This is a genomic window from Azospirillum sp. B510 (assembly GCF_000010725.1).
In the GTDB taxonomy this organism is placed as follows: Bacteria; Pseudomonadota; Alphaproteobacteria; order Azospirillales; family Azospirillaceae; genus Azospirillum; species Azospirillum lipoferum_B.
Genome location: NC_013854.1, coordinates 399,987 through 426,592, shown reverse-complemented (window position 1 = coordinate 426,592; position 26,606 = coordinate 399,987). Strand labels below are relative to the sequence as shown.

The following is a 26,606-nucleotide window of genomic DNA, read 5'->3' as shown; positions in this document are numbered from 1 at the left end:
AACCGCCGCCCACCATAGAAGACAGGATCACAGGGGATGTCCATGCCCTCGCGCCTCGAAGAGCTGTGCGTGAAAAAGGGGTTGAAGATGACCGATCAGCGGCGCGTGATCTCGCGCGTGCTGTCGGACGCGACGGACCATCCCGACGTGGAGGAGGTGCATCGCCGCGCCGCCGCCATCGACCCGCGCATTTCCATCGCCACCGTCTACCGCACCATGCGCCTGTTCGAAGAGGCGCATGTCATCGACCGGCTCGATTTCGGCGATGGCCGGGCACGCTATGAAGAGACGAGAACCGATCACCATCACCATCTGATCGATGTCGATTCGGGTGAAGTCATCGAGTTCACCAATGACGAGATGGAACGGCTCAAGGAAAGCATCGCCCGTGAACTGGGCTATGACCTGATCGGCCACCGGCTTGAACTCTACGGTGTTCCCCGCAAGCGCCGCGCCGACAAATCCGAGTCCTGACCACGGGAGCCGCCGGATGCGCGCACCGCGAAATCCGCACCCCGACATGCGCGCGCCAGCACGCGCACAAGGGGTGTCGGCCAAGCCCGCCCCTCTCCGGAATCGCCGTGGGCGGGACGGGCGGGTCAGGCGGCCATCGCTTGCGGGGTGCATCGGCTGACGGTCTGGACCTTGCCGGCCGCCGGCCCAAGGTTAGGCGGGGAGAAAACATCACTGACCGGAACCGGCCGCCCATGGATGACCACGACACCCGACATCTCGACGCCCGGCGCCCCCGGCCGCCGGAAAACCCGCCGGAACCCCCATCCGACAGGGCGGGACCGACCATCGCCGACACCGGAAGCGGCACCAGGACCGCGGGGGCAGCCGAGCCCATCCTGGAGCGGCTGGACCGGCTGTCGGACCTGCTGATGCGCCGTATCGACCGGCTGGAGGAGCGGGTGCGCGGCCTGGAGCAGGACAATGGCGAGATCATCAATCTGCTGATCGCCGTCAAGGCCGGGCTGGAGGAGGCGTCCGGCGACCTCATCGCCCAACTGGAGGAGGCCGACGACGGCACCGGGCCGGAGGATGGCTCCGAAGCGGGGTCCGATGCCGGATCGGAAGACGGTCCTCTGTTCGGGCTGCCCTGCGGCCCGACCATGCTCCATTGACCGGGCCGGAACCGGCCGGCTGGGAATGGCTGGCCGGGACGATCCTCTTCAGGCCCGCATCGGGGGCGGCCCGCATCGGGGCGGGTTGAAAAGCCTTGCCCACCGCACCGCCGTGGCGGGATAAACGTGGTCATGCAGACAAGTTCCGCCCCGCCACCCGGCTCCCTATCCGATTTCGTGTCCGGCCTCACGCCGCCGGCCTCCGCCGCCGGCCCGGCGGTTACCGGACCGGCGGGTGTCGCCTTCTTCGACTTCGACGGAACGCTGATCCATGGCGACAGCCTCCCGATGTTCGTCGGCGAGGTGATCGGCCGCCGCCGCGCCGCCCTGGCGCTGGCCGACGCCATCCGGTCGGCGCTGCATCGGCATGTCCGCGGCCGCGGGCCGGGCTGCGATTTTCCGGGGTCGGTCAAGGCGATCTATCTGAAGCGCACCCTGGGCGGCCTGCCGGTCGCCGACGCGCTGGCCGCGGCGGAACGGATGGTCCCGCGCGTGCGCTGGCACCAGCCGATGCTGGAGGTGTTGAAGGAGCATCGCCGCCAGGGCCGCCGCGTGGTGGTCGCCACCGGGGCGCTCGACCTCTATATGCCGGCGCTGCTGCGCGGGCTGGAAGTGGATGATCTGCTGGCCACCGGCATGGAGGTGGTGGACGGGGCGCTGACCGGACGGTTGAGCACCGCCAACTGCGTGCGCCGCGACAAGGCCGAGCGGGTGACCGGCTGGATCGCCGGCAACGGCCCGGTCGTCGCCACCTGGGGTTACGGCAACCATCCCAGCGACCTGCCGATGCTGGCGCTGATGCACAAGGGCGAAATCGTCCGTATTCGACGAAGGTCGAACCACAGGTAGCGGTCGTTTACAAAGCCGCCCGCCCGCCCCCATACTCCGCCCGTCCATAAGCAAAACGTGCCATACCGAAAACAGGATGGCCGGAGGGGGAAGGTGGCTTTCAGCATCGATGCCGACATTCGGATGCCGGGCTATGGCGGACGCCGCGCCGTGGTGGCCGATGCCGACCGCAACCAACGCGAGGCGTTGGCCGGCCATCTGGCCGGCCGCGGTTTCCAGGTGTCGCAGACCGCCGACCCGCTGGAGGCCCTCACCCTCATCGGGGCGGAGGCGCCGGTCGTGGCCCTGCTGCCGCTCGATCACGAGGGCGATGCAGGCGACCGCGCCGCGGCGCTGGCCGCCATGCTCTATCCGCAGACGCGCATCCTGATGACCGGCCCGCGCATGCCGCACCTGCCCTTCCCCGTCCTGCCCCGCCCGGTCGACCTGGGCGCGCTCGACCGCTGGCTGGACGAGGCGGCGGCGTAACATCGGCTGGCCGGCCACCCGTCACGGGAAGCCGGTCACCCGAACCCCGTCACATGGCCGAGCTTCCGCGGGTTGGCGATCTGGTAGATCCGCCGGATGCGGCCATCGGCGATGTCGAAGGCCCACACGCTGCGGAAGGCCCCGCCGAGATCGGCGAGCAGGCCCGGCCCGCCATTCACCCGGACGGGAACGAAGGCGAAGCCGACGCCGCGCTTGCGCTGAACCCCCAGCAGGAAGCGCGCGATGCGGTCGGCGCCATGGAGCGGATTGACCACCGTCCGCACCATGCCGCCGCCGTCGCCGAGCCACTGGGCGTCGTCGGACAGCAGGGCGACGATGGCGGCATGATCGCGGCGCAGGCTGGCCTCGGCGAAGGCTTCGGCCAGGCGCCGCCCGGCATCGGGGTCGGCCAGGGCGGCGGCCGGCTCGGCCAGACGCGCGCGGGCCCGTCGCATGATCTGGCGGCAGGCCTCGGCCGACTTGCCGAGCATCGCCGCGATTTCGGCATAATCCAGGTCCATCGCCTCGCGCAGGACGAAGACCGCCCGCTGGTCCGGCGCCAGCCGTTCCAGCAGCAGCAGCATCGCCAGCGACACCGATTCGGGCTCCCCCTCCTCGCCGGCCGCCTGATCCCAGCCGGTGACCTCCGGTTCGGGCAGCCACAGACCGTAATAGCGCTCCCGCGCCATCCGGGCGGAGCGCAGCCGGTCGAGCGCCAGCCGCGTCACCAGGGTGGTGAGATAGGCGGGGGCCGACCCGACGCCGGCGGTGTCCACCGCCGCCCAGCGCAGCCAGGCGTCCTGCACGACATCCTCCGCCTCCGCCACAGAACCGAGCAGCCGGTAGGCCAGGGCGCGCAGCCGCGCCCGTTCACCGGCGAAGGCGGCTAAGGCGGCTAAGGCGGCGGGCGCGCCGTCCGGGTCGGCCATCGCCGTCACGCCGCCAGTCCCACGGCGGTGCCTTCGACATGCTGGGCGATGCCGACGCGGTTCCAGGCGTTGATCTGCGCCACCGTCACCGTCAGCTGGGCGATCTGCCCGGCGCTGAAATGGCGCGTCAGCTCCCGATGGGCGGCGTCGATGTCGTCATGACGGTTGCGGGTCAGCGCCTCGGCCCAGGCGAAGGCGGCGCGCTCGTCCGGCAGGAACAGGTCCGACCGCTCCCACGCCGCCACGGCGGCGATGCGCTGCTCCGATTGCCCGTCATGACGGGCTTCCTTGCCGTGCATGTCGATGCAATAGGCGCAGCCGTTGATCTGCGACACGCGCAGGTCGATCAGGTGGATCAGCCCGGTCGGCAGGCCGCCGCCGCGGATGGACTTGGTGGTGGCCAGCATCGTGGCGTACAGGGAGGGAGCGTCGGCGGCGACGGTGAAACGGAAAGCCATGGCGGTCATCCTCGTCTGGAGTGTCATCGCCCCTATGACGGGACGGACCGCTCCGGCGTGACGCATGGCTGCCTTGCGCCCAACCAACCCCGCCGGGTGCCGATTCAGGCGTCGCCAAGCAGCCCGACCGCCTCGCGCAGGATGGCGGTCTTGGCGGCGAAACGCTCCTCGGGATCGCTCTCGCCGATCAGCCGGATCATGATGCCAAGGGCATGGGCGACGCGTGGCGCCATCCCCGGCCGCACCCGGACCCGGCGGGCGAGGTCGGTCAGCGCCGGACGGTAGGGGCGCCCTTCGAACCCATCGGTGGCGATCGACTCGAACCGGTTGGCGAGGTCGAGGATCTCGCGATTGTCGCTCATAGCTGGTCCCGCGGCCTAGACGAACAGCATGGCGCCGCCACCCGGCGCCTCGTTCAGGAAGGTGACGACGCCGCCGCTGGTCACCGGCACGTCCGCGCGCAGCGGCACGCCCGACGGCAGGCCCAGCGCCCGCAACCCCATCTCGCAGGCCATCACCGTGACGCCCAGCGCGACGCAGGCCTCCAGCAACTCCTCGAAGGTGGCGAGGCCGTGGGTGGCGAAATAGCGGTCGCGCGCCACCGGCGAACTGCCGTCATCGGCCGGATCAAGGTCGTGCCAGCCCAGCACGCCGGGCTCCTCCTCCCGCACCAGGGCGCGCAGGGCGCGGCCGGTGAAGAACAGCGTCACCTTTCGATTGGTGGCCGCCGCGGCGCTGGCCATCACCAGGGCGTAATGGACGCGGTCGAAACCGCCGGCGAACAGGACGATGGACAGAGCCGTCGTGCCGCCGGCACCGGTCGCGGAGTTGGGTATGGACATGCTGGCCGCCTCCCGTCTTCGCCACGGCGCCCGTCAGTGGGCGGAGAGGTCGTGGATCGTGCGATGATCGCCGCAAAGCGCGCAGTCGGGATCCCGCCTGATGGCGATGCGCTGATAGGACGCATAGAGCGTGTCCATCATCAGCAGGCTGCCCGACAGGCTCTCCCCCAGCCCCAGCAGTTCCTTCAGCACCTCCGTCGCCTGCAGCGAACCGATGAAGCCGGCCAGCGCCCCCAGCACCCCGCCTTCCGAGCAGGATGGCACGGTGCCGCGCGGCGGCGGTTCCGGGAACAGGCAGCGGTAGCAGGGGTGCGGCGCCCCCAGATGCGCCTTGAAGCTGCTCAACTGCCCGTCGAAGCGCAGGATGGCCGCCGACACCAGCGTCTTGCCGGCCAGGAAGCAGGCGTCGTTCAGCAGGAAGCGGGTGGCGAAATTGTCCGATCCGTCGGCGACGAGATCATAGCCGCCGATCAGCTCCATCGCATTGTCCCGGCTCAACCGCATGCGGTGGGCCTCCACCCGGACGTCCGGGTTCAGCGCATGGATGCGGGCGGCGGCGCTCTCCACCTTCGGCAGGCCCAGGGTCGATTCGTCGTGGATGACCTGCCGTTGCAGGTTCGACAGATCGACGGTGTCGTCATCGACGATGCCGATGGTGCCGACGCCGGCGGCCGCCAGATAGAGGAGCAGGGGCGCCCCCAGCCCACCGGCACCAACGACCAGCACCTTGGAACGCAACAGCTTTTCCTGCCCGATGCCGCCGACTTCCGGCAGCACGATATGGCGGGAATAGCGGTGAAGCTGGGTATCCGTGAAGTCCATGGCCGGCAGCATAGCGCAAGAACGGACCGTTGCGGCAACATTCGACGCCGCCTTTTCCGCGCGGCGGCAACGCGCCGCAAGCCGGTCAGGCTTTGACCGAGGTCGGCTTGGTCTTGGCCTGCGACGCCCATTGCTGCAACCGCGTCTGGCGTTCGCGCAGCGTCTTGGCGATCTCGCTCTCCTGGTTGCTGCCGGTTTCGGTCAGCGTCGGGTTGCGCGGCACCAGGGTCAACCGGAAATCGGTCGGCGACTTCAGGTTCGCGGGCGGCACCACCACCATGGTGTATTGGCCGGGATCGAGCTTGTAGGTCGGCTTCTTCAGGAAGGTCTCCTGCGCGTCGGGTTTGTTCGAGTCGCTGGCGGCGACGACCTTGCCGTCCTTGTCCATCAGCGCCCAGCGCGTGTTGGGCAGCGAGATGTCGGCGGTGAAGGTGCCGCCCTGGGCCACGTTGAAGGTGTGCTTCTGGACGCCGGTGTCGCCGTTCTGCGGTGGCTGGGCGGTGCCCTTCAGCGTCGCACCGCCGGCTGTCACCAGGACATTCTGCCGCTCGGTGATGTCCATCGAATAATCGCGCACGCCGGCCGCCCGGTTGGCCTGCGAGATGGTCGCCGTATAGGTGCCGGGCCCCAACCGCGCGCTGGTGTCCGCCGCCGAATCGGTGGAGCGGATGGTGGTCACCACCTCGTTGCGCGAGTTGCGGATCTCGACGTTGGTGAAGGTGTTGTTGATCTTGAAGTTGAACTCGCCGGCCTTGCCGACCGTGAAGGTCTGGGTGTCGGCGTTCGCCCCGTCGGAATTCAGCCCCGTCGTCCTTCCCTTGAGCTGGGAGAACGCGCTGTTCGACAGATTCGGAACATAGGGCGGGGTAGAGGTGGCAGATGAGACATCCGTCATGGCGGTCACTCCCCAGCAGCCCCCCCGCGTCAGCGCACTCCGGCGGCACGGATGGAAAGGACGTTGGAATTCCCGGGAAGCTTAACCGAAATCGCGAATTCCGTCAAATTTCGGACCGGAATTTCGCGGCAAGGCTGCGGAATGGGGGCGGCGCACACCCCCACCCGCATAAAGGCTATATTATTCCAGCCCTTCGAACAGGGCGGTCGACAGATAACGCTCGGCGAAGGACGGCAGGATGACGACGATCTGCTTGCCCTCATTCTCCGGACGGGCACCGATTTCCAGCGCCGCCGCCAACGCCGCGCCGGACGAGATGCCGACCGGCACGCCTTCCAGGCGGGCGACGGCACGGGCGGTCTCGAAGGCGCGCTGGTTGGAGATGCGCACCACCTCGTCGATCAGTTCCTTCTTCAGGATGTCGGGCACGAAACCGGCACCGATGCCCTGGATCTTGTGCGGGCCGGGCATGCCGCCGGACAGGACGGGGCTGTCCTCCGGCTCCACCGCCACCACCTTGAAGGAGGGCTTGCGCGCCTTGATCACTTCGGCGGTGCCGGTCAGCGTGCCGCCGGTGCCGACACCGGAGATCAGGAAATCGACCTGACCGTCGGTGTCCTTCCAGATCTCCTCCGCCGTGGTGGCGCGGTGGACGGCCGGGTTGGCGGTATTCTTGAACTGTTGCAGGACATAGGCGTCGGGATCGGCGGCCAGGATCTCCTCGGCCTTGCGGATGGCGCCCTTCATGCCTTCCGCCGCCGGGGTCAGCACCAGCTCGGCGCCCAGCAGCTTCAGCATCTTGCGCCGCTCCACCGACATGCTCTCCGGCATGGTCAGGATCAGCTTGTAGCCCTTGGCGGCGGCGACGAAGGCCAGCGCGATGCCGGTGTTGCCGGAGGTGGGCTCAACCAGGGTCGTGCGGCCGGGGGCGATGGTGCCGGCCGCCTCGGCGGCCTCGATCATGGCGCGGCCGATGCGGTCCTTGACGCTGGCCAGCGGGTTGAAGAACTCCAGCTTGCCGATGATCTGCGCCTTGACGCCCGCGTCGGCGGCAAGGCGGTCCAGCCGCACCAGCGGCGTGGCGCCGATCGTGTCGAGGATGCTGTCGTAGATCTTGCCGCGGAACTCTGGTGCAGCCATGATTCCACCTCTGAAATTTGTGTTATACGTAAGTTCAACACCCCGGGTGGAACATTATCCAGCGCAAGGGGCGTGTCAAACGGGAAGTGGGAAAGCCCGGCGCGACGGGACGCCTCAGATGGTGAAGTCGATCCGGTCCTCGGTCTCGCTCTCCACCCCGGCGCGGCGTGCCCGCATGCACAGATCCTCGATGGTGATGGTGTCGAGCTTGGCCATGCATTCGTCCTGCAACTCGCCCCACAGCGGCCGCACCACCTGATGGCCCAGCACGGAGCCCGCCGGCTCCTCGATCGGGTCGGTCGCGGTCTCCATCGCGCGGACGACCTTGACGATCTCGCCCAGCGTGATCCGCCGCCGCTCGCGCGCCAGCCGGTAGCCGCCGCGCGGGCCGCGCACCCCGGCCAGCACGCCTTCGCGCACCAGCTGTTGCAGCACCTGTTCCAGATACCGCTTCGGAATGCCCTGGCGCCGGGTGATCTCCCCGGACTGCACCGGTTCGGTGCCCGCGTTGTAGGCGATGTCGAGGACCGCCTCGATGGCGAACATCAGCTTCTTGGAGATGCGGAGCATCACGAACGACTCCCGGTAATCCGACTGTGAACGGTCGGGCGGCGGAAACCGCACGGCCTATCCCAGTCCCGCCTGTTGGTTAAGGATCGTTTTACACCACAAATGCGGTAGTTCTCAACAGGATTTGTCGCAGTCGGACTCGGGAAAATGCGTGACAGAGAAAATGAACCGCCGGGAAAATGCGCGGCCGGGAAGATCGCGCCAACCCGCCTTGCGGCGCCGCCCTCACCCAGCCGGGGTCCAGGCCACCTCCCCCAGATCCTCGCGGAAGGCGAGGCGCTTCAGATGGTCGATGACCACCCCCCGCATGCGCTCCATCCGTCCGTCCTCCGCCACGTCGAGGGTCAGCGTCAGCCCGTCGGCGTCGGCGGCCATGCGGCAGCGGCTGCCGGGGCCGAAGGGGACGAGGCCCTGGGTCTCGTCATGGACCACCGCGAACTTGTGCCCCCAGTGCTTGCACAGCTGGGTCATGTAACGGCGCCCGTTCACGGTGGCGACACGCGCGGTCGATACGGCCATGGTCCTGCCTCCTCCGTCTCCGGTCAGATGCGTTCGACGCTGCGGGCGGCGTCATCGATGATGTCGGCGATGGCCCGGGTCTGCTCCGCCGTCAGGTCGCCGCGCGACAGCCGCAGCCTGAGCGCCAGCTTGAAATTCTCGATGGCGCGATGGATTTGCGGCGACGATTCGCGCTGCTGGCGGGCCTTGGCATGGGCGATGCGCTCGCGCACACCGGCCACCGCCGGTTCCGCCGCCTTCAGCGCCTCCGTCCCCTCGTCGGTGATCTCATAGAGCTTCTTGTTGCCCTCGGTGGCGCCGACCCGGATGTGTCCCTGCTCCTCCAGCAGGGTCAACGTCGGATAGACCACGCCGGGGCTGGGACTGTAGGCGCCGCCGACCATCTCCTCGATGGTCTTGATCAGATCATAGCCGGAGCGCGGCTTCTCCGCGATCAGCCACAGCAGGACCAGGCGCAGGTCGCCATGGTCGAAGACGCGCCGCTCGCCGCGGCCGCCCCGCCCATGACCACCCCAGCCTTCCAAGCCGCCGCCCCAGCCACCGCCCCGGCCACCGCGATGCCCATGACGGCCATGACGGCCCCTACCCTCTCCGCGCCCCTCGGGAGCCTCGTCGTCGAAGTCCGGACGCGAAAAGCGGCGCCCATGTTTGTGAAACAGATGCCGAAGCATGGAACCCTCTCTTGATGCAGTTTCGATATAACGAAATCTTAGATATATCGAAACACGCTCTCAGACAAGGGGGATCTTTCGGATGGCCATGCCGGCGGGCCCCGCCCATCCCGACAAAACGCCGCCGCCCGCAAATCTCTGTCGCCTGTCCGGCCGATGGGGCTATAACCGACGCCCCGGCTTTGCTTTCGCGCGTGTGTGCCCTGATGCCCCTTCGGATCGAGACCTTTTCCAACGTCACCGGCGGTTCCAGCTTCTTCAAGGCGGTGGGCCATCCGCTGGCGGCCCCCAAGGCGGCGATCCTGATCGCGCGGCTGGCCTCCTTCGGCCCGGTGGCGGTCTATGACCCGCTGGGGCTGCTGTCGGGGCTGGCGGAGTTCTACGACCTGTCCGCCATCCAGCTCTGCGGCGTCTATGTCCAGGACGTGGAACAGGTGGGGAAGGAGGTGTTCGGCCATGCCGCCCGCCCGGTCACCGACCTGCCGGCCAGCGGCGCCCGCACGATCTTCGTCGTCGCCTTCGATTCGCAGCGGCTGGAAGGCCACATCGCCCATCTGATTCCGAAGCAGGCCGGTGTCGTTTCGCTCGACGCCATGCGCGTGCCGGAAGACATGCTGAACGACCCCGGCCATTACCTGTCGAAATTCAACTGGGCGACCAACTTCGCCTGGTTCCGCGACGGCGACGGCCACCACACCCGCGTGGTGTCGGCCAATTACTGGCCGCGCTACGGCGCCAAGGGCACCCGGCTGTGGGCCTGCCTGTTCGATGGCGACGGGCGCCCGATCGCCGACTGGACCGAGCCGATGCCGCCGACCGACGGCACCGTCGTGATCGACAGCCGGCAGGTGCGCGAACGCTTCAACCTGTCCGACTTCTGCGGATCGCTGTTCCTGCATGTCATCGGCGCCGCCGGCCATGACGTGGTGAAATACGCGCTCGATACCTATGGCGACGACGACACGGTGCTGTCCTGCACCCACGACGCCAACGCCTGGCCGGCCGACCTCTATGCCGGACTGCCCGCCCCGCGCGAGGGCGAGCGGGTGACCCTGTGGATCCAGAACAGCCACCCGACCCCGATCCCGGCCGGCGCCGTCGGGCTGAACCTGATGGGCTCGGCCGACATCCGCAGGCTCGACCGCGCGGTCCCCGCCTTCGCCACCATCGAACTCGACGTCGCCAGCCTGTTCCCCGAGGCGCGCTGGCCGCAACAGTTCGAGGTGCAGGCCGGCAAGCATTTCGTCCGCCCGCGCTATGAGATCGTCGCCGCCGACGGCCGCCGCCGCATGGCGCACGCCAATGTCGAACGCACCGACCTGAAGCCGGACCCGAAGTTGCCGCGACTGACCGGCGGCGCCGTGGACAAGGGCGTCGTCGGCAAGGGCCATATCCTGCCGGCGCCGCTGCTGCCGATGGGCCGCTGGCGCACCATCCTGCTGCCGACGCCGATGAGCACGGCGCAGACCGAACTGCCGGTGAAGGCCGTCGTCTATGACCGCGACGGCGCCGCCATGGCCGAGCACCGTTTCGGCAACCTCAAGCGCTCCGACAGCGTGGCGCTGGACGTCACCGGCCTGGTCGCCGACCGGCCGGTTGTCGATGGCTGGGGCCATGTCGAACTGGTCTATGATTTCGAAGCCGGAACGATTGCCGACGGCTGGCTGCATGCCCTGGTCCGTTACGAGGACGTAACGACTGGCCATGTGGCGGAGACCAGCTTCGGCAGCCACATGTTCAACATGGCGATGGTCTATCGAGACGAGCCGCAGAGCTACCATGGCCGTCCGCCCGGCCTGTCGACCCGCCTGTTCCTGCGGCTGGGCACCGACCCGTGGGACACGCTCTGCCATCTCGTCTATCCGGCCTCGACCCGCTGGCATGCCACCTCCGACACCAGCCTCGTGCTGGTGCGGCGCGATGGGGTCGAGGTGGCGCGCAAGCGGCTGGCCATCCCCTGCGGCGGCTCGCGGTTCTGGCGCTATCGCGAGATGTTCACGGAAGCGGAACGTTTGGCGGCGGGCGAGCATGCCTATGTGCTGATCCGCGACACCAGTTGCCGCCTGTTCGGCTACCATGGCTGCCTTGCCGCCGGTGACAACGCCTTCAGCCTTGACCATATGTTTGGCTTCTAGAAGCGTTCCAAAAGCCCTCCCCTTCTGCCGATATCTTGCGGGATCAGACCCATGGCCAGCACGCACCACACCAAGGTCCTCATCATCGGCGCCGGCCCGGCCGGCTATACCGCCGCCATCTATGCCGCGCGCGCCAACCTGGAGCCGCTGATGGTCCAGGGCATGCAGCCGGGCGGCCAGCTGATGATCACCACCGACGTGGAGAATTTCCCCGGCTTCGCCGATCCGATCCAGGGCCCCTGGCTGATGGAGCAGATGCAGAAGCAGGCGGAGCATGTCGGCACCAGGATGGTGTTCGACCTGATCACCGACGTCGACTTCACCCGGCGCCCCTTCGTCTGCAAGGGCGACAGCGGCGACACCTACACCGCCGACAGCGTGATCATCGCCACCGGCGCCCAGGCGCGCTGGCTCGGCATCTCGACCGAGGAGATCTATCGCGGCTTCGGCGTGTCGGCCTGCGCCACCTGCGACGGCTTCTTCTTCCGCGGCAAGGAGGTCGCGGTGGTCGGCGGCGGCAATTCGGCCGTTGAAGAGGCGCTCTACCTGACCAACCATGCCAGCAAGGTGACGGTCATCCATCGCCGCGACGGCTTCCGCGCCGAACGCATCATGCAGGACCGCCTGTTCCGCCATCCCAAGATCGAGGTGGTGTGGGACAGCACGGTCGAGGAGATCGTCGGCGAGGGCGACGGCACCATGGGCAACCCGCGCGCCGTCACCGGCGTGCGCGTGAAGAACGTGAAGTCGGGCGAGGAGCGCGTCATTCCGGTGGCCGGCGTCTTCGTCGCCATCGGCCATGTGCCGGCGACCGGCATCTTCCAGGGCAAGGTGGAGATGGACGAGGCGGGCTACATCGTCACGGTGCCCGACTCGACCGCCACCAACATCCCCGGCGTCTTCGCCGCCGGCGACGTCAAGGACAAGGTCTACCGCCAGGCGGTCACCGCCGCCGGCATGGGCTGCATGGCGGCGCTCGAGGCCGAACGCTGGCTCGCCCACCATGAGCCGGCCGCCGGCGCCCATGGCGACCGCAGCCCGGCCGGGACCTGGTGAGCTTGAGGGGGCGTTTGCCCCCTCCCATACCCCCATATGCCCTTGACGGGCTTTGCGCAAAGCCCCGACTGTGATTCCCTGAAGCGTCACACCGCGAGGGAGTCCTCTTGCCTACACTGAAACGCGGCCTGACCCTGCTGGTCACGGTGGCCGTCACCCTGCTGGGCCTGCTGCTGGTCACCTTCCTGATCGGCCGCGTGGTGCCGATCGATCCGGTGCTGTCCGTCCTCGGCGACCGGGCGAATGCCGAAAGCGTCGCGCGGATGCGCACGCAGCTCGGCCTCGACCTGCCGCTGTGGCGGCAGTTCCTGCTCTATCTCGGCGACGTGGTCCAGGGCGACCTCGGCACCTCGGTGCTGACCTCCCGCCCGGTGCTGGAGGATGTGCTGCGCGTCTTCCCGGCGACGCTGGAGCTGGCGACGGTCGCCGCCATCGTCGGCGCGGTCCTGGGCATTCCCGCCGGGGTGTCCGCCGCCACCAACCGCGGCCGCTGGCCCGACCATGCCATCCGGCTGCTCGGACTGATCGGCCATTCGGTGCCGATCTTCTGGCTCGGTCTGATGGCGCTGCTGCTGTTCTACGCCAGGCTGGACTGGGTACCGGGGCCGGGCCGGGTCGATGTCTTCTACGAGGGGATGGTGGATCCGGTCACCGGCCTGATAACGGTGGACGCGCTGCTGGCCGGCGAAACCGATATCTTCTGGAACGCGCTGCATCATCTGGTGCTGCCGTCGGCGATCCTCGGCCTCCACAGCGTCGCCTACATCGCGCGGATGACCCGCGGCTTCATGCTGGACCAGTTGCGCCAGGAATACATCACCACCGCCCGGGTGAAGGGCCTGTCGGAGACCCGCGTGGTCTGGGGCCATGCGCTGCGCAACATCACGGTGCCGCTGATCACCGTCATCGCCCTGTCCTATGCCAGCCTGCTGGAGGGGTCGGTGCTGACCGAGACGGTGTTCGCCTGGCCCGGCCTCGGGCTCTACATCACCAATTCGCTGCTCAGCGCCGACATGAACGCGGTGCTGGGCGGGACGCTGGTGGTCGGCGCGGTCTTCATCGCGCTGAACCTGCTGTCCGACCTTCTCTACCGCCTTCTGGATCCCCGGGCCCGATGACCGCGCGCACCGCCCCCCAATCCGCCCCCAAGCCCACCCCCCAGCCCGCCGGCTGGCGGCACTGGCTGACCACCGACACGCCGCACTCGCGCGCCCAGGCCCGGCTGGGCCGCGCCTGGTCCGGCTGGGTGGCGTTCAGCCGCAACCGGCTGGCCGTCGCCGGCCTGCTGATCGTGCTGGCCCTGGTCGTCGTCGCGGCACTCGCCCCGCTGCTGGCGCCCCACCACCCCTACGCCCAGGATCTGAACAACCGGCTGATGCCGCCGGGTACCGCCCATTGGCTGGGCACCGACTCCTTCGGCCGCGACATCCTGTCCCGCCTGATCCATGGCGCGCGGCTGACGCTGATGATCGTGGCGCTGGTGGCGGCGACGGCGCCGCTGGCCGGGCTGGTGATCGGCACGGTCGCCGGCTATTTCGGCGGCTGGGTCGACATCACGCTGATGCGCGTCACCGACATCGCGCTGGCCTTTCCCAAGCTGATCCTGGCGCTGGCCTTCGTCGCGGCACTCGGCCCCGGCATCGAGAACGCGGTGATCGCCATCGCCATCACCTCCTGGCCGCCCTATGCCCGCATCGCGCGGGCGGAGACGCTGACCGTGCGCCGCGCCGACTTCATCGCCGCCGCCCGGCTGCAAGGGGCCTCCAGCCCGCGCATCATCCTCGGCCACATCATGCCGCTGTGCGTCGCCTCGCTGATCGTGCGGACGACGCTGGACATGGCCGGCGTGATCCTGACCGCCGCCGGCCTCGGCTTCCTCGGGCTGGGCGCCCAGCCGCCGCTGCCGGAATGGGGCGCGATGATCGCCAGCGGCCGGCAATATGTGCTGGAGCAATGGTGGGTCGCCGCCATGCCGGGATTCGCCATCTTCATCGTCAGCCTCGGTTTCAACCTGCTGGGCGACGGTCTGCGCGACGTGCTGGACCCGAAGGGGGACTGAGCCATGACCGACAAAAGACCGGCGGACAATACCCCCCTGCTGGACGTCGCCAACCTGCGCGTCGCCTTCCCGACCCGCACCGGCATGGCCGAGGCGGTGCGCGGCGTCTCCTTCACCCTGGGGCGGGAGAAGCTGGGCATCGTCGGCGAATCGGGATCCGGCAAGTCGATGACCGGACGCTCCATCCTGCGCCTCGTCCCCTCGCCCGGCCGGGTGACCGCCGACCGGCTGGCCTTCAGCGGCGAGGATCTGCTGGCGGCGTCGCCCCGGCGCATGCGCGACATCCGCGGCCGGCGCATCGCCATGGTGATGCAGGACCCGAAATACTCGCTGAACCCGGTGATGACCATCGGCCGCCAGATCGCCGAGGCCTACCGCGTCCACAACAAGGCCGGCGCCGCCGAAGCCAAACGCCGGGCGCTGGAGATGCTGGCCGCCGTGCGCATCCGCGACCCGGAGCGGGTCTATGACCGCTACCCGCACGAGGTGTCGGGCGGCATGGGCCAGCGCATCATGATCGCGATGATGCTGATTCCCGACCCCGACCTGCTGATCGCCGACGAGCCGACCTCGGCGCTCGACGTCACCGTGCAGATGCAGGTTCTGGCGATCCTCGACGATCTCTGTTCCCGGCGCGGCATGGGCATGATCTTCGTCAGCCACGATCTGAACCTGGTCGCCTCCTTCTGCGACCGCATCCTGATCATGTATGCCGGCCGGGTGGTGGAGAGCTGCCGCGCGTCGGAGCTGCACGCGGCGACCCACCCCTACACCCGCGGCCTGCTGGCCAGCCTGCCGCGGATCGACGCGCCGGCGGGCGACCTGCCGGTGCTGAGCCGCGATCCCGCCTGGCTGACCGATGGGCTGACCGATGGGCTGGAGGCCCGAGGATGATGATCGACATCCAGGACCTGCGGATCCGCTTCGGCCAGGGTGCCGATGCCATCACGGCGGTGGACGGCGTCACCCTGTCGGTGCGCGACGGCGAGAGCTTCGGCCTTGTCGGCGAATCGGGGTCCGGCAAATCGACGGTCCTGCGCGCGGTCAGCGGCCTGAACGACGACTGGACCGGCCGCATCGCCATCGCCGGCACCGACCAGGGGCGCCGGCGGCCGAAGGGCTTCCACAAGCTCTGCCAGATGGTGTTCCAGGACCCCTACGGCTCGCTGCACCCGCGCCACACGGTGGACCGCATCCTGTCCGAACCGATCGCCATCCATGGGCTGGGCGACGCCGACGCCCGCATCGACCGGGTGCTGAGTGACGTCGGGCTCGGCCCCGCCTTCCGCTTCCGCTACCCGCACCAGCTGTCGGGCGGCCAGCGCCAGCGTGTCGCCATCGCCCGCGCCCTGGTGCTGGAACCGCGCGTCCTGCTGCTGGACGAGCCGACCTCGGCGCTCGACGTGTCGGTACAGGCGGAGATCCTGAACCTGCTGCGCCGGTTGCGGGCGGAGCATGGCCTGACCCTGGTGCTGGTCACCCACAACCTCGCCGTCGTCGCCAACCTGTGCGACCGGCTGGCGGTGATGAACCGCGGCCGTCTGGTCGAGGAGATGAGTGTGGAAGGGTTGCGCCTGGGTGCCGCGCGCGAGCCCTACACCTTGCAGCTCCTGCGCGCCAGCCGGGGCTACGACCGCGTGGCGGCTGCGGGCTTCCGGGATTATGCGTGAGGGGAGGCGCCTCTTCACGCCGGCTTGCGATCACTCGGCCGCCAGAACCTCTGCCACCATGTCCGGTTGCTTTTCAATGACACGCAGATAGGACGCGACGGCGCCATCCGGCTCCCGCCGCCCCTGCTCCCACTCCTGGAGCGTGCGCAGCGGAATGCCGAAACGCTCGGCGAAGGCTTCCTGCGACAGACCGGTCGAACGGCGAACGCGCTTCGCCAGAGGCGGATGCCTCATGGCGGCGAGCTGCTCATCGGTAAAGGTTTCGTGCTCGTTCATCGGGATCACCATGGGGCTAGGACGCCGTTGCTCAGGAGTTGGCCTTGAAATAGTGGGCCGCCTCGCGTTTGTCGGCCTCCCGCACGGAAATGAATCTTATCCCCTCCGCACGCTCAGTATAGGTGACGGCGTAGACCTTGCCATTGACCATGCCCAGCGCGTTGAAGCGCTCCTCGCCGTAATCCATCGACAGATCGGGCATTTCGATCAGGTTCCGGTCACGAAGAACCTCGGCCCCGAAAGACAGGTCCAAACCATGCTTGCGACGATTGAGCAGGTTCTTGACGGGATCGAAAGGCTCACCCATGGGATGTCATCCTACGTCAATGACGGAGCCCATGCCAGAGGGATATTACATCACGCCAGCCGCACCACGCACAGCTTGTCCTCCGCCTCCTTGGCGGCGGCCTTGTGGTCGGCGATGGCGGCGTTGATGGCGTCGGGGGTCAGCCCATGCTGGCCGGGCGGAACGACGACGGCCACCCCGCTGGCCGCCAGCAGCGGGAAGCGGCGGAGCGCCCCATAACGGTCCTTCGCCAGGAAGCCGCCGCTCACCCGTGTTTCCGCATCATACAGGCTCTCGGCATCCGACCGGAACAGGGCCAGCAGCTCCGTCAGCCGGGCCAGAACCTCGCCCTCCGTCCCGCCGCTGACGCCGAGGAAGAAGTCGTCGCCGCCGATATGGCCGGCGAAGGCGTCGGCATCGATGACCGCGCCGGCGCCGCCGGCCCAGGCCTTCAGCCGCTCGCTGAACATCAGGATGGCGCGGTCGCCCTGGCGGAAGCCGAAATTGTCGTTGAAGGGCTTGAAGTTGTCGAAATCCAGGTAGGCCAGCACATGGCCGCGCGCGCTGTCGTCCAGCGCCCCTTCGATGTGGCGGACGATCGCCGCGTTGCCCGGCAGCCGGGTCAGCGGATTCTGGTCGGTCGCCATCGCCAGATTGCGTTCATGCACCAGCCGCAGCAACGCGCCGCTCGACAGCACGCCGGCATAGGCGCCGCCCTCGACGATCACGATGCCGTCGGCGGCCGACTCGGTCGAAAAGGCTTCGATCACCCGGTCCAGCGGGGTGGAGATGTCACAGACCGGGGAGCGGATGACCAGATCGTCCAACCGATCGCCCAGCCCGCGATTGCGCAGCAATTCTCCACCGAAGCGCGAATAGACGAAGCGTTTCAGATCGCGCTCGAGGATCAGGCCGAGCGGCCGGTCATGTTCGTCGATGATCGGGGCGATGGCGGCGCTGCCCTCGCGACGGAAATAGTCCAAGAGCTCGGTCTTGCGCGAATCCACCCGCAGCGGCGGCAGCCGTTCGATCACCTCCGACAGGCGCCGGTGCGCTTCGCTGGGCTGGCGGCGGTCGCGGCGGTTGAGGTCCTCGATCACCGGATAGCGGTTCGGCAGGCTGGTCAGATCCAGCCGCGGCCGGGCGATCAGGAACCCCTGGGCGAAGTCGCAGCCGAGATCGCGGCAGGTGTAGAATTCGGTCTCGGTCTCCACCCCCTCCGCCACGATCTGGATGCCCAGCGCGTGGGCATGACCGGCCAACGCAGCCACCAGCGCCCGCTTGCGCGCATCGGCGTCGATGCCGGCGATGAAGAAGCGGTCGATCTTGACATAGTCCGGCCGCGCCTCGTACAGCGTGCGCAGGCCGGAATGACCGACGCCGAAATCGTCGATGGCGATGCCGCTCCCGCTCTGGCGATAACGGTCGACCGCGGCATCCACCGCGACCCCGCGGCCGACCGGCCGATTCTCCGACAGCTCCAGCACGATGCCGCTGTTGCGCGACGTCCCCGGATCGCAGGAAATCCAGGGGGAGTCCGGGCGCCCGACCAGCCGGGCGTCGAGGTTGAGGAACAGCTTCGCCTCGCTCCAGCCGGACAGCGCGCGATAGGCGGCGACCGCCTTGGCATGCAGCGCGGTCTCCAGCACCGCCAGCAGGCCGGCGGCTTCGGCGGCGTCCAGCAGCTCGGCGGCATTGGCGAAACCGGTACGCTCGAACCCGCGCAGCAGCGCCTCATAGCCGTGGCAACGGCCGGACCGCAGCTGGACGATGGGCTGGAAGGCATAACTCAGCGCGCCGGTCGCCGCCACCCAGTCGAAGGCGACGCCCTCGCCCTGACCCGAGCGGATGGCCGACCAGCTCGCGCCATAGGGCTCGGCGCGGTCGCTCTCCGTCTGTCCGGCCTGGATCCCGGCCTTGGTCGTGGTCAGCACAGTCATCGCTCGGTCCGCCAGCGCCGATCCCGCATCGGGTCAGCCGTTGTTTGTAACAGGGCTTGTTTGCGTTTTCATGACCGCAGCGCCAGATTGTTGCGCGTGCGGATCACCCGCCGCTGAAGTGTGTACGGCCGGGGAGCGCCGCCCCGTCGGCAAGGCTGCCGCCCCGAATCGAATCCTCGTATCGCCGCGCCCGCCTGCGCTATAGGAAGCGCCTCCCCAAACGGGGACGGTTCGGGTGCGTGGGAGGCGAGCGGAATGAAGGTCGGCATCGACATGGGGGCGACGAACGCGGGCGGGGCCGCGACGCTCGACCTGGAGGAGCTGCTGGCGACCCGTCTGCTGGTCCAGGGCAATTCCGGCTCCGGCAAGTCGCACCTGCTGCGCCGGCTGATCGAACAGAGCGCCCAGTGGGTTCAGCAGGCGGTCATCGATCCGGAGGGCGACTTCGTCACGCTGGCCGAACGCTTCGGCCATGTGGTGGTGGAGGCCGACGAGCACAGCGAGGCCGCCCTGCAATCGGTGGCCGCCCGCGTGCGCCAGCACCGCGTCTCCGTCGTGCTGAACCTGGAGGGGCTGGACGCGGAGATGCAGATGCGCCACGCCGCCGCCTTCCTGGGCGGGCTGTTCGATGCCGACCGCGATTTCTGGTATCCGATGCTGGTGGTGGTGGACGAGGCGCAACTGTTCGCCCCGTCGGCCGCCGGCGAGGTGTCGGACGAGGCGCGCAAGGTCTCGCTCGGCGCCATGACAAACCTGATGTGCCGCGGACGCAAGCGCGGGCTGGCCGGGGTGATCGCCACCCAGCGTCTGGCCAAGCTGGCGAAGAATGTCGCCGCCGAGGCGTCGAACTTCCTGATGGGCCGCACCTTCCTCGACATCGACATGGCGCGCGCCGCCGATCTGCTCGGCATGGAGCGCCGGCAGGCGGAGATGTTCCGCGATCTGGAGCGCGGGCATTTCATCGCCCTCGGCCCCGCCCTGTCGCGCCGGCCGCTGCCGTTGCGCATCGGCGCGGTGGAGACCCAGGGCCGCACCGGCAGCCCGACCCTGATGCCGCCCCCCGCCACCCCGGTGGCGGATGCCCGCGACCTGATCTTCACCACGACCGGGCCGGAGCCGCCGCGCTACGTCCGCCGCCCCTCGACCTCGGCCAGCGCCGACCTGATGGCGCAGCTGGCGCGCGGCCGAACCGCCGCCCAGCCGCCAGCCGAACCGCCGCCCTCCCCCAACGAGACCGCGGCCGAACCGTCCGTGCCGCCGCCGGAACCGGAGGAAACGCCCGAACAGGCCGCCGAGCGCGAGGCCGGCTATGACGCGGTGCTGGCCGAGGTGCTGGCCGACCCGGAGGCGCCCTACCGCTCGCTGGCCGTGCTGTACCAGGATTTCCTGGTGCGCTGCCGGGGGCGTGGGGTGGATGGTGACCGGCTGACCCTGCCCGCCTTCCGCCGCCGTCTGGCGACCGCGCGCGCCGGGGCCGGCGGCGGCGGCGATGATCCCGCCTGGCAGCGGGCGACGGAGGTCGCCGCCACCCTGGCGGAGGACATCCAGCCGGTCTTCCTGCTGCTGGCCCGCGCCGCCCTCGACCACGCCCCCTGCCCGTCGGACGCCGACGTGGCGCGGGCCTGCGGCAGCCGGTCGAAAGGACGCGGCCGCCGCCTGCTGACCTACATGGAACAGCGCGGCTTCATCGCCAGCCGCAGCGGCCTGGGCAACACCCGCGCCATCGCCCTGCCGGCGCTCGGCTGGGAAACCGCGCTCGGCGACCCCAACGCCGACGACAGGGCCGACGCCCCCGAGGAGGGCGGGCTGTTCGCGGCGGGGTGAACGGTCACGCGGCCAGACGCTTCTGCATGAAAAGAAGGTCAAGCCAGCGATCGAACTTGCGGCCGACCTGCCGCAGACAGCCGGCCTCGACGAATCCCAGGCCGGCATGCAGACGGATCGAGGCGGCGTTTTCCGCTTCGATGCCGGCGACCATCATATGCCTGCCCTTGAGCGTCGCATCATCCAGCAGCGCCGTCAGCAACGCACGGCCCTGTCCCCGGCCACGAAGCCCGGTCTCCACATAGATCGAATGCTCGACGGTATGCCGGTATCCCTCCCAGGGGCGGAACTCGCCGTAGGACGCGAAGCCGGCCACCTCGCCATCGATCTCGGACACCAGAACCGGCATGCCGTTGGCCAGACGCTCCGCCATCCAGACGCGGCGCTGCTCCAGCGTGGTCGGCGTCAGGCTCCACACCGCCGTGGTGGTGAGGATGGCCTCGTTCAGGATGGCGACGATCGCGGGAAGGTCGGCCTCGGTGGCCGCCCGGATGGCGTGGGTCATGGATCGCTCCTTCGGTTCCCGATGGTGTCGATGCGGCACTGCCGATCACGGAACCATGATTCCATTATACTGGATTGTATTCCACCAAATTGATTGCGAAGCTCCTCGGCCGGCACGCGACGGTCCGCGATGACGAAAAGGGCCGCTCAACGAGCGGCCCAGGGAAAATACGAGGGTGCAACCAGCGAGGCCCCCTTCGGCTTGGAATGGTCGGCGTCCGGCCCCTCAGCTTCCGGTGGCGGGCACGCTCACCGGCTTGCCGCCCTGGCCCCAGCTGGTCACGAAATCATTGACGCCGGGCACCGCCATCCGGTGCGAGTCCTTGACATAGACGAAGCGCTTGGGTCCGAAACCATATTCGGTCAGCGTGATGCCGGCGGCGCGGCAGCGCTGGAACTCGGCGGCGGTGATCGGACGGTCGGCGGCCACCATGTCGGGATGGTCCAGACCGACCCCGGCGCAGAAGGCACGGAAACCGGCGGCGGTGCCGCGGGCGTCCAACCGCGGCTTGGTGTCGGGCCCGCCGGCATAGCCGGCCGCCGCCTGGTCGATGGTGCCGCGCAGCGCCGGGCTGCCGACGATCCAGATGCCCCGCGCCTCCGGCGGCGGCTTCGGCACGGCCGGCGGCGGCAGGGCGGCGGTCTGTTGCGGCGGCGGCGCGAAGCCCGGCATCTGGCAGCCGGCGAGCAGCACCGCAGCGGCAAAGGCAAGGGCCAGATGGCCAAGAGCCACTCCGCCGGCCGGCGCGGGAAAACGGGTCATCGGTCGTCTCTCTCCTCGGGATCGTCGGGAGGCTGACAATGAGAACGCCCCGGCGGCACTTCAACGGCCCGGCCAACGCTTGTCCCACCGGCCCCCTCCCAGCGGACACTCGCCATCGATGAACATCAGCGATAGAATGACCGGGAATGATCATGGTTCGGAATGATTCCCGATGTCCCTGCCCGATCTGGAGATCGACGCGCTGCGCGCCTTCGTCACCGTGGCGGAGGCCGGCGGCTTCACCGCGGCCGCCGACCGGCTGGGCCGGACCCAGTCGGCGATCAGCGTCAAGATCAAGAAGCTGGAGGAAACTCTCGGCCGCCGGGTCTTCGAGCGGACCAGCCGCTCGCTGGCCCTGACCCATGACGGCGAACTGCTGATGGGCTACGCCCGCCGCCTGCTCGACCTGAACGACGAGACGGTGCGCCGCTTCGCCGAACCGGCGGCGGAGGGGGAGTTGCGGCTCGGCGTGGCCGATTACTTCCTGGCCGACCATCTGCCCCACGTCCTGCGCCGCTTCGCCAAGCTGCACCCGCGCCTCCACATCGATGTGCGGGTCGGGCTGTGCGGCGAGCTGGTCTCGGCGCTCGATGGCGGCGAGTTGGATCTGGCCATCTCCCGCCGCGACACCGGCGACGGCCGGGGCCGCGGCTTCTGGAGCGAACCGCTGCGCTGGGTGGCGGCGCCCGGGCTGGAGATTCCGGCCGACAGCCCGCTGCCCTTCTGCGCCCTGCCGGCGCCCTGCGTCTTCCGCAACCGAGGTCTGGCGGCGCTGGGCGAGGCCGGACGATCCTGGCGGGTGGTCTACACCAGCGGCAGCGTTCTGGGGGTACAGGCCGCCGTCCGCGCCGGGCTGGGCGTGGCGGTGCTGAGCGAGTCCTCCATCCCCGACGGCATGCGCCGGCTGGGGCCGGAAGACGGGCTGCCCGAGCTGGGCGATGTCGACATGGCCATCTTCGGCGAGACGCCGCGCAACCGCCACCTCGCCGAAGCGCTGGTGGGCTTCCTCCTCGACGGCCTGTCGGGCCTGCGCCCGGCCCGCCCGCCGCTCGCCCTGGCGGTATAGCGGCCGGGCGGGGGAACGGCGAAGGCCGGGCGCAAGGCGGATCAGAAGCCCTCCAGCACGATCTTGCCGCGCGCCTTGCCCGATTCGATCAGGGCATGCGCCTTGCGCAGGGTGGCGGCGTCGATGCGGCCCAGCGTTTCGGTCAGGGTGGTGCGCAAGGTGCCGGCATCGACCAGCCGCGACACCTCGGTCAACAGGTCGTGCTGGGCGATCATGTCGGCGGTCTGGAACAGCGGACGGGTGAACATCAGCTCCCAATGCAGCGAGACGCTCTTGCGCTTCAGCAGGCGGACATCGATCGGCTCGGGATCGTCGATCAGGCCGATATGACCCTGCGGCGCCACCAGCTCGACCAGATCCCCGAAATGACGATCGGTCGCGTTGGTGGAAAAGACGTAATCGACGCCGGCCAGCCCCAGCGCCTTCACCTGCTCCGCCATCGGCCGGCTGTGGTCGATCACGTCATGGGCGCCCAGTTCCCGCACCCAGTCGGCGGTCTCCGGCCGCGAGGCGGTGGCCAGCACCCGGACCTTGCTCAGCCGGCGGGCCAACTGGATGGCGATGGAGCCGACACCGCCGGCCCCGCCGACGATCAGCAGCGACTTGCCGTCTCCGCCATCACGGGGCAGGCCGAGCCGGTCGAACAGCATCTCCCAGGCGGTGATGGCGGTCAGCGGCAGGGCGGCGGCCTCGGCGGCGCCCAGGCTGGCCGGGCGGGCGCCGACGATGCGCTCATCGACCAGATGATATTCGCCGTTGGTGCCGGGGCGGTCGATGGAGCCGGCATAGAACACCGCATCGCCGGGGCGGAACAGGGTGGCGTCCGGCCCGACCACCTCGACCACGCCGGCGGCGTCGAACCCCAGGATGCGCAGGGCGCCATCGGCGGGCGCGGCGTTGCGGCGCAGCTTGGTGTCCACCGGGTTGACCGATACCGCCTCCACCCGGACCAAAAGGTCGCGGCCGGTGGCGGCCGGGCGGTCGATCTCGACGTCGATCAGCGCGTCGGCCTCGGTGATGGACAGGGACTTGCGATAGCCGATGGCTTTCATGATGGCCTCGTCTTCAAAGAAGGGGAAGAAGTCGAGGCCCAGGATGGCGCAGCCAGCGGAATAGGTGAAATTCATAGTTCTTGTTTCATCCATCCAAAATCGCGATGGATGAAAGAACGGGCGCGACCAGGGCGGGACGGGACGCGAAAGAGGTATGGAATAGACGGCCGGGACGGGCTGTTCATACCGATGACCGCCTTTCGTCACCGCCGCCGGTTTCCGCAAGGCTCGGACGACCGGAGGGTCCAGCCAGGAACCAAGACCATGAGCATACGCGGCCCCAAGATCCTGACAGCCCTGCTTCTCGCCGCCGGTGCGGCCGCGCTGTCCGGCTGCGTCGCCTACGAGCCTTATCCCGCCTATCGCGAGCCGGTGGTGGTGTCGCCGCCCCCGGTCTATGCGGTGCCGCCGCCGGTGGTGGTCGGGCCGGGATACTATTATCACCGCCCCTGGCATGATCGCTGGTACGGACCGGGACGCGGCTGGGGCGGCCCGCGCGGCTGGCGCTGACCGGCGGCGGAGCCCGACGACGTCAGCCCGCCGCCGGCAGGCGGTCGGCCCGGTTGCGCAGAATCACGATGCAGTGGTCGTCGTCGCGCACCGCGCCGTCGCGCAACAGCACCAGAGCCGCCAGCGTCGGCTCGACCTCGTGCAGGTCGCGGCGCAGGAACAGGGCGGGCAACCGGTCGCATCCGTCGGTATAGAGCACGACATGATCCCCCGGCGCCCACCGCAGATGGACCGAGGCCGGAGCCAGCGGGTTGAACCCGATCATCGCCCAACGGGCGCCGAGCGCCGTGATCTCCTGAGGGCGCACCACCGCTCCGGCCAGGGTGCCGAGAGCGGTATAGTCCACCGCCTCGGCGTCGAACCGCAGGACCGCGACGGCGGAGCGCCCGATCCGGGTCAGGGGCTGGCCATGGGACAGCCGCAACTCCGGCCGACCGGTCAGATCGCGCCGGATGGCGTTCACCACCACGGGAGCCGGCAGTCCGGGCACGGTGGCGGCGACCACCGTCTCCACCTGCCGGACCACCTCGGGCGTCATGATGGTGACGGGCGGCGGCGGATCGCCATCGGCTTTGGCCTCATCCTCCCTGGCGATGTCGCCGTCGATCATCAGGGCGATTCCGCAGGGGCCATCCCCACCACGGGCCGGGGCGCAACCGACGGACCAGTGATCGATGAAAGGCCCACCACGCGCGGCCCCGCCCCCGCTCCGCTCGACCATCACCGCCCCGGTCTGCGCCAGGGCGTCGGGCGGCGCCGCGTCATCCGCTTCCGGCCTCAGGATGCGGGCCAGAAGCGCCGACCCGATGCCCGGCGTGATGTGGAAATGGAAACGATCGGCCTCTTCACGGACCGCGTCCAGAGCGCAGCCGGAGGCATGGGCGGCGGCATGGGCGGCGGCGGCGGGAACGCCATCCCGGGCCGCATCCGCGCCGGGCGGTACCGACGGGTCGACGGTGGTGGGATCGCGGTCGTAAGCCAGGCATTCGACACCGGCCCCGTTCCGCATCCGCGCGATCAGAAGCGTACCGTCCGGCCGGCCCAGCGCATGGCGGGCCGCGGCGGTCACCACCCGGTCCAGCCGGGCCGCATCGCCGGAGTCCAGCACGCCCCCGGCCCGCTCCGCCGCGATCCGACGCGCCGTGGCGATGTCGTCGGGCGAAGCCACGACGATGCGACGGTGACCATGATCGGGAAACATCGGACCGCTCCTGTCAGCGCTCTGGTTGCTGTTCCCCGTGACTTTACAATCCTCTCCCGGTCAATCCCAAGAAAAGGACGCGGCCATCCCCATTTTTCAACCGGCCGGTGCCGGCGAAACGGCACCGGATGGGGGAAGGCGGACAGAAGGTGGCGGAGAAGGTGGCGGGCAAGGACGATTGGGCGGGCCCGCCCCCCCGAACGGCGTCAGGATGCGGCCACCCCCATCAGCGCCGGCTGACGGATCGGCAGGACGGGCGGCATGTCGCGACCGCGCAGCATTTCCGCCGCTTCCCACAGACGGCCAAGCCCGACGATCGAGCGGCAGGCGGTCTTCTCCATGATGCGGGCGCGGTGGACCTCCACCGTCTTGATGCTGATGCCCAGTTCCCAGGCGATGGTCTTGCTCTGCTTGCCTTCGACGATCAGTTCCAGCACTTCCGACTCGCGCCGGCTCAGCATGGCCAGCCGGCGGACGGCGTCGCGGCTGCGGTCGCGCTGCTGGGCATGGGGGTTGCCCGAGGCCAGGCAGGCGCGCAGCCGCTCCAGGAAGGCCGGGACGGCGAAGGGGCGGGCGATGCAGTCCACGGCACCGGCCCTCATCGCCGCGACGGCGGCATCGACGTCGCCCTGTTCGGTCATCACCAGGACCGGCAGGTCGTGGCCATGCAGCGAGGCTTCGGCCATGAATTCGCTGATCGTCATGTCCGGCAGGTCGCTGCGCAGGACGATGCAGGACGAGGCGGTGCCCAGCACGGCCAGCGCGTCGGCGGCGGTGCTGTGGACGCGGCAGGCGATGCCGACGGCGCCCAGCGCCCGGGACAGCGTGCTGCGCGACAGCAGGTCGCCATCGACGATGTGAACGAGGCAGGCGGTTTGCACGGAAACGGGCGCGGACATTTGCAGGGGCATTTTGGGGGACCTCCACCACATCGGACCGGCGAACAGCGCCGGCTCCAGATGACGATCGATCCG

31 protein-coding genes are annotated in these 26,606 nt (G+C 69.2%); 13 read left to right on the top strand and 18 right to left on the bottom strand.

Annotated features, from left to right (window positions below; translation table 11 throughout):
• Positions 1-42: 42 nt before the first annotated feature.
• The 4 genes from AZL_RS02005 (at position 43) to AZL_RS01990 (ending at position 2,444) form a co-directional block, all read left to right on the top strand.
• The gene (locus AZL_RS02005; RefSeq protein ID WP_012973004.1) at positions 43-474 is read left to right on the top strand and encodes a Fur family transcriptional regulator; all 432 of its coding nucleotides are present in this window, start codon (positions 43-45) and stop codon (positions 472-474) included.
• A 233-nt stretch (positions 475-707) separates the two neighbouring features.
• On the top strand, positions 708-1,127 hold the full coding sequence (locus AZL_RS02000; protein ID WP_148219163.1) for a hypothetical protein: 420 nt from the start codon (positions 708-710) through the stop codon (positions 1,125-1,127).
• A gap of 132 nt (positions 1,128-1,259) precedes the next feature.
• Positions 1,260-1,976 (top strand): HAD family hydrolase, encoded by a 717-nt coding sequence (locus AZL_RS01995; RefSeq protein ID WP_247894248.1) that lies wholly within the window; start codon positions 1,260-1,262, stop codon positions 1,974-1,976.
• Between the two features lie 93 nt (positions 1,977-2,069).
• A complete protein-coding gene (locus tag AZL_RS01990; protein WP_042442358.1) occupies positions 2,070-2,444 on the top strand; it encodes a hypothetical protein in 375 nt (124 codons plus the stop codon).
• A gap of 35 nt (positions 2,445-2,479) precedes the next feature.
• On the opposite strand, the gene sigJ is transcribed toward AZL_RS01990, so the two are convergent.
• The 10 genes from sigJ to AZL_RS01940 form a co-directional block, all read right to left on the bottom strand.
• Entirely contained in the window at positions 2,480-3,373 is an 894-nt protein-coding gene (gene sigJ, locus AZL_RS01985) for an RNA polymerase sigma factor SigJ (RefSeq protein ID WP_042442356.1), read from the bottom strand.
• Between the two features lie 5 nt (positions 3,374-3,378).
• Complete coding sequence (locus tag AZL_RS01980; protein WP_012972999.1) at positions 3,379-3,831, bottom strand: carboxymuconolactone decarboxylase family protein; 453 nt, start codon at positions 3,829-3,831, stop codon at positions 3,379-3,381.
• 104 nt (positions 3,832-3,935) lie between these two features.
• Complete coding sequence (locus AZL_RS01975) at positions 3,936-4,193, bottom strand: hypothetical protein (protein WP_012972998.1); 258 nt, start codon at positions 4,191-4,193, stop codon at positions 3,936-3,938.
• Between the two features lie 15 nt (positions 4,194-4,208).
• Positions 4,209-4,673, bottom strand: coding sequence for a DsrE family protein (locus tag AZL_RS01970; RefSeq protein WP_012972997.1), 465 nt, complete (start codon positions 4,671-4,673; stop codon positions 4,209-4,211).
• Positions 4,674-4,706: 33 nt separating this feature from the next.
• Positions 4,707-5,495: a HesA/MoeB/ThiF family protein gene (locus AZL_RS01965; protein ID WP_042443391.1), complete on the bottom strand. Its 789-nt coding sequence runs from the start codon at positions 5,493-5,495 to the stop codon at positions 4,707-4,709.
• A gap of 85 nt (positions 5,496-5,580) precedes the next feature.
• Positions 5,581-6,390 carry a hypothetical protein gene (locus tag AZL_RS01960; RefSeq protein ID WP_042442353.1) on the bottom strand — a complete coding sequence of 270 codons (810 nt, stop codon included), beginning with the start codon at positions 6,388-6,390 and terminating at the stop codon, positions 5,581-5,583.
• Between the two features lie 180 nt (positions 6,391-6,570).
• Complete coding sequence (gene cysK / locus AZL_RS01955; protein WP_012972994.1) at positions 6,571-7,530, bottom strand: cysteine synthase A; 960 nt, start codon at positions 7,528-7,530, stop codon at positions 6,571-6,573.
• Positions 7,531-7,644: 114 nt separating this feature from the next.
• The gene (locus AZL_RS01950) at positions 7,645-8,100 is read right to left on the bottom strand and encodes an RrF2 family transcriptional regulator (RefSeq protein ID WP_012972993.1); all 456 of its coding nucleotides are present in this window, start codon (positions 8,098-8,100) and stop codon (positions 7,645-7,647) included.
• Positions 8,101-8,325: 225 nt separating this feature from the next.
• Positions 8,326-8,619, bottom strand: a complete 294-nt coding sequence (locus tag AZL_RS01945) for a DUF2218 domain-containing protein (protein WP_012972992.1) — start codon at positions 8,617-8,619, stop codon at positions 8,326-8,328.
• A gap of 23 nt (positions 8,620-8,642) precedes the next feature.
• Positions 8,643-9,290 carry a PadR family transcriptional regulator gene (locus tag AZL_RS01940; protein ID WP_012972991.1) on the bottom strand — a complete coding sequence of 216 codons (648 nt, stop codon included), beginning with the start codon at positions 9,288-9,290 and terminating at the stop codon, positions 8,643-8,645.
• Between the two features lie 206 nt (positions 9,291-9,496).
• Between AZL_RS01940 and AZL_RS01935 the strand changes: the two genes are divergently transcribed.
• The 6 genes from AZL_RS01935 (at position 9,497) to AZL_RS01910 (ending at position 16,210) form a co-directional block, all read left to right on the top strand.
• Positions 9,497-11,425 carry a hypothetical protein gene (locus AZL_RS01935; protein WP_012972990.1) on the top strand — a complete coding sequence of 643 codons (1,929 nt, stop codon included), beginning with the start codon at positions 9,497-9,499 and terminating at the stop codon, positions 11,423-11,425.
• A gap of 51 nt (positions 11,426-11,476) precedes the next feature.
• Positions 11,477-12,481, top strand: a complete 1,005-nt coding sequence (trxB, locus tag AZL_RS01930) for a thioredoxin-disulfide reductase (RefSeq protein ID WP_012972989.1) — start codon at positions 11,477-11,479, stop codon at positions 12,479-12,481.
• Between the two features lie 107 nt (positions 12,482-12,588).
• On the top strand, positions 12,589-13,599 hold the full coding sequence (locus AZL_RS01925) for an ABC transporter permease (RefSeq protein ID WP_012972988.1): 1,011 nt from the start codon (positions 12,589-12,591) through the stop codon (positions 13,597-13,599).
• Positions 13,596-14,540 (top strand): nickel transporter permease, encoded by a 945-nt coding sequence (nikC, locus tag AZL_RS01920; protein ID WP_012972987.1) that lies wholly within the window; start codon positions 13,596-13,598, stop codon positions 14,538-14,540. Before AZL_RS01925 ends, nikC begins: the two co-directional genes overlap by 4 nt.
• 3 nt (positions 14,541-14,543) lie before the next feature.
• Positions 14,544-15,434 (top strand): ABC transporter ATP-binding protein, encoded by an 891-nt coding sequence (locus AZL_RS01915; protein ID WP_012972986.1) that lies wholly within the window; start codon positions 14,544-14,546, stop codon positions 15,432-15,434.
• The gene (locus AZL_RS01910) at positions 15,431-16,210 is read left to right on the top strand and encodes an ABC transporter ATP-binding protein (RefSeq protein ID WP_012972985.1); all 780 of its coding nucleotides are present in this window, start codon (positions 15,431-15,433) and stop codon (positions 16,208-16,210) included. The genes AZL_RS01915 and AZL_RS01910 overlap by 4 nt, the downstream gene beginning before the upstream one ends.
• 30 nt (positions 16,211-16,240) lie before the next feature.
• Here the strand turns inward: AZL_RS01910 and AZL_RS01905 are convergent, their stop codons facing one another.
• Genes AZL_RS01905 through AZL_RS01895 form a run of 3 tightly spaced genes read right to left on the bottom strand, consistent with a single transcriptional unit; the run spans position 16,241 to position 18,712 of the window.
• Positions 16,241-16,498: a helix-turn-helix domain-containing protein gene (locus AZL_RS01905; protein ID WP_012972984.1), complete on the bottom strand. Its 258-nt coding sequence runs from the start codon at positions 16,496-16,498 to the stop codon at positions 16,241-16,243.
• Between the two features lie 19 nt (positions 16,499-16,517).
• Complete coding sequence (locus tag AZL_RS01900; RefSeq protein WP_012972983.1) at positions 16,518-16,793, bottom strand: BrnT family toxin; 276 nt, start codon at positions 16,791-16,793, stop codon at positions 16,518-16,520.
• Between the two features lie 50 nt (positions 16,794-16,843).
• Positions 16,844-18,712 carry a GGDEF domain-containing protein gene (locus AZL_RS01895; RefSeq protein ID WP_012972982.1) on the bottom strand — a complete coding sequence of 623 codons (1,869 nt, stop codon included), beginning with the start codon at positions 18,710-18,712 and terminating at the stop codon, positions 16,844-16,846.
• A gap of 255 nt (positions 18,713-18,967) precedes the next feature.
• Here AZL_RS01895 and AZL_RS01890 point away from each other — a divergent pair, with 255 nt between their 5' ends.
• Positions 18,968-20,536: an ATP-binding protein gene (locus AZL_RS01890; protein ID WP_012972981.1), complete on the top strand. Its 1,569-nt coding sequence runs from the start codon at positions 18,968-18,970 to the stop codon at positions 20,534-20,536.
• 4 nt (positions 20,537-20,540) lie between these two features.
• On the opposite strand, the gene AZL_RS01885 is transcribed toward AZL_RS01890, so the two are convergent.
• Complete coding sequence (locus tag AZL_RS01885; RefSeq protein WP_012972980.1) at positions 20,541-21,041, bottom strand: GNAT family N-acetyltransferase; 501 nt, start codon at positions 21,039-21,041, stop codon at positions 20,541-20,543.
• Positions 21,042-21,266: 225 nt separating this feature from the next.
• Positions 21,267-21,803 carry a substrate-binding domain-containing protein gene (locus tag AZL_RS01880; RefSeq protein ID WP_012972979.1) on the bottom strand — a complete coding sequence of 179 codons (537 nt, stop codon included), beginning with the start codon at positions 21,801-21,803 and terminating at the stop codon, positions 21,267-21,269.
• Between the two features lie 172 nt (positions 21,804-21,975).
• On the opposite strand from AZL_RS01880, the gene AZL_RS01875 reads away from it, so the two are divergent.
• Positions 21,976-22,869 carry a LysR substrate-binding domain-containing protein gene (locus AZL_RS01875; RefSeq protein ID WP_012972978.1) on the top strand — a complete coding sequence of 298 codons (894 nt, stop codon included), beginning with the start codon at positions 21,976-21,978 and terminating at the stop codon, positions 22,867-22,869.
• A gap of 41 nt (positions 22,870-22,910) precedes the next feature.
• On the opposite strand, the gene AZL_RS01870 is transcribed toward AZL_RS01875, so the two are convergent.
• On the bottom strand, positions 22,911-23,921 hold the full coding sequence (locus AZL_RS01870) for a zinc-binding alcohol dehydrogenase family protein (protein WP_012972977.1): 1,011 nt from the start codon (positions 23,919-23,921) through the stop codon (positions 22,911-22,913).
• A 264-nt stretch (positions 23,922-24,185) separates the two neighbouring features.
• Here AZL_RS01870 and AZL_RS01865 point away from each other — a divergent pair, with 264 nt between their 5' ends.
• Positions 24,186-24,431 carry a hypothetical protein gene (locus AZL_RS01865; protein WP_197540143.1) on the top strand — a complete coding sequence of 82 codons (246 nt, stop codon included), beginning with the start codon at positions 24,186-24,188 and terminating at the stop codon, positions 24,429-24,431.
• Between the two features lie 22 nt (positions 24,432-24,453).
• Here the strand turns inward: AZL_RS01865 and AZL_RS01860 are convergent, their stop codons facing one another.
• Positions 24,454-25,632 carry a hypothetical protein gene (locus AZL_RS01860; RefSeq protein ID WP_012972976.1) on the bottom strand — a complete coding sequence of 393 codons (1,179 nt, stop codon included), beginning with the start codon at positions 25,630-25,632 and terminating at the stop codon, positions 24,454-24,456.
• A 206-nt stretch (positions 25,633-25,838) separates the two neighbouring features.
• Positions 25,839-26,543 carry a response regulator transcription factor gene (locus AZL_RS01855; protein ID WP_042442348.1) on the bottom strand — a complete coding sequence of 235 codons (705 nt, stop codon included), beginning with the start codon at positions 26,541-26,543 and terminating at the stop codon, positions 25,839-25,841.
• Between the last annotated feature and the right edge of the window lie 63 nt (positions 26,544-26,606).